The sequence below is a fragment of the Mesorhizobium sp. M1E.F.Ca.ET.063.01.1.1 genome, from assembly GCF_003998155.1.
GTDB lineage: Bacteria > Pseudomonadota > Alphaproteobacteria > Rhizobiales > Rhizobiaceae > Mesorhizobium.
The window spans coordinates 1-2,125 of record NZ_RZSC01000906.1 but is presented as its reverse complement, the minus strand read 5'-3'; the positions used below and the strand labels follow the sequence as shown (position 1 = coordinate 2,125).

The 2,125-nt window shown below is 71.5% G+C and carries 1 protein-coding gene; it reads right to left on the bottom strand.

Going from position 1 to position 2,125, the window contains the following annotated elements; genetic code table 11:
- The coding region (locus EOA29_RS34085) for a chromosome segregation SMC family protein (RefSeq protein WP_145969977.1) at nt 1-2,125 on the bottom strand (2,125 nt) is incomplete at both ends.

The following is a 2,125-nucleotide window of genomic DNA, read 5'->3' as shown; positions in this document are numbered from 1 at the left end:
GCCTCGGAAAGCTGCGACAGCAGCGCGCGGCGCTTGGTGTCGATCTCATCGGGCGCGTCGGCCAGCCTCTCGCGCTCGGCTTCGGCTTCGGCCTTGCGTTCACCGAGAGCGGCGATCTGCGTCGAGGCATTCTCGGCGCGCTCCAGCCAGTTCTTGCGCTCCGTGCCGATGGCGTCGAGCCTGCGCATGCGCGCCTCTGCCTCGCGCCGCAATCCTTCATGCACGGCGCGGGCATCGGCAAGTGTGGCACGGTCGCGCGCGACGTTGGCGGAGACCTGTTCGAGCTGCAATTGGAGATCGCCGAGATCGGGCGCGTCCTTCAGCATCTCCTCGGCTTCGAGGAAGGCCGCTTGCGTCTCTTCATGGCTGTCGACGATGCGGGCACGCGCCTCCTCCTGCGCGGCACGCCGGCTCGCCAGCTCGCCGCCGGCCTTTTCGGCCTCGGCCAGCGCATTGCGCGCGGCATCCAGCCCGTGCTGGGCATCGCGGCCGGCCTGGCGCGCGTTGCGCTCGGCCTCGCTCGCCTGGCGCATCGCCTGCTCGGCGCGCGCCAGTGCTTCCTCGGCCTCGCGCACGACGCGTGTCGCCTGCACGGCTTCGGCATCGAGCTCGGCCAGACGGTTCTTCTGCGCCAGCCGCTGCGCGGCCGCAGTCGGAGCATCGGCGCTGGCGGTGAGCCCGTCCCAGCGCCAGAGCGCGCCGTCGCGGCTGACCAGCCGCTGGCCCGGTGCCAGAAGCGCCTGCAGACGGCGGCCGTCGGCGCCATCGACGATGCCGATCTGAGCCAGCCGGCGGGCAAGCTGCGCCGGCGCGCGCACCACACTCGCTAGGCTCTTCACGCCTTCGGGCAGCGCCGCATCGCCGGGCTGGACCGCGCTCTCGCCCCAGTGCACCGGGGCGCTGCGGTCGAGCGGGACATCGAGGTCCTCGCCCAGCGCCGCACCAAGCGCGGTCTCGTAGCCGCGCTCAACGCTGATCTGCTCGAGCACCGAAGGGAAGAGGTCGCCACTTGCGGCATTGAGGATCTTGGCCAGCGTGCGCGCTTCGGTCTCGATGCGCTGCGATTCGGCCTTGGCGTCCTGCAGCGGCGGACGGGCGGCATTCTCGGCGGCGCGCGCCTCGGCGACCGCCTGCTCGGCGGCAATGGCACCTAGCTCGCTCTCCTCCAGGCGGGCGAGCGCGTCCTCGACAAGCAGGCGCTTCTCGGCGGGATCGGGCAGGCCGGAAATGCGCGCGACGATGTCGGAAAGCTCGCGGTCGACCTCGGCAAGCTGGCGGGCGAAGCGGTCGCGGCGCTCGGCGGTCTCGCGCAAGGTGCGCTCGATCTGGTGGCGCGAGGCGGCCGCCTCGGCGCGTTCGGCCGTCAGCGCAGCAAGTTTTGCTTCGCTTTGCGAGAGCGTCGCGCCGGCCTGCTCGAAAGCGGCGCGCGTGGTGGCCTCGCGTTCGGCGGCGCCAGCGTTTTCCGAATTGAGCTCGGCTTCCTCGGTGCGAAGACGCTCCAGGATGTCGGCATTGTCGCGCACCATCCGCTCCTCGCGGGCGATGTCGGCGTCGAGTTGCTGCAGCCGGCGTTCCAGCTCGGCCTGGCGCGAGCGGATGCGGCCGGCTTCCTCTTCGATCTGCGTCTTGGCGATCGACAGGCGCTGGAAGGCAGCAGCGGCGGCGGCTTCGGCGTCGCGCAGGTCCGGCAGCCGGTGCGCGGCGATGCCCTGCTCCCTGGCGGCCGCCATCTGGGCGGCGGCGCGGTCGCCGACCAGCGTGGTTGCTACGGCAAGCGCCGAGCGCGCCTCGCCTTCCTGGGTCTTGGCCAGCGTCCAGCGCAGATGCAGCAGCGTCGCCTCGGCCTTGCGGATATCGGCCGACAGGTTCTTGAAGCGCGAGGCCTGGCGCGCCTGGCGCTTCAGGCTCTCGATCTGGCTTTCCAACTCGCCGACGACGTCGTCCAGCCGCTCGAGGTTCTGCTCGGCCGCCTTCAGTCTCAGTTCGGCCTCGTGCCGGCGCGTGTGCAGGCCGGAAATGCCGGCAGCCTCTTCGAGAAGCGCGCGCCGGGCCTGCGGTTTTGCCTGGATCAGCTCACCGATGCGGCCCTGCCCGACCATCGAGGGTGAGCGCGCGCTTCTCGAAG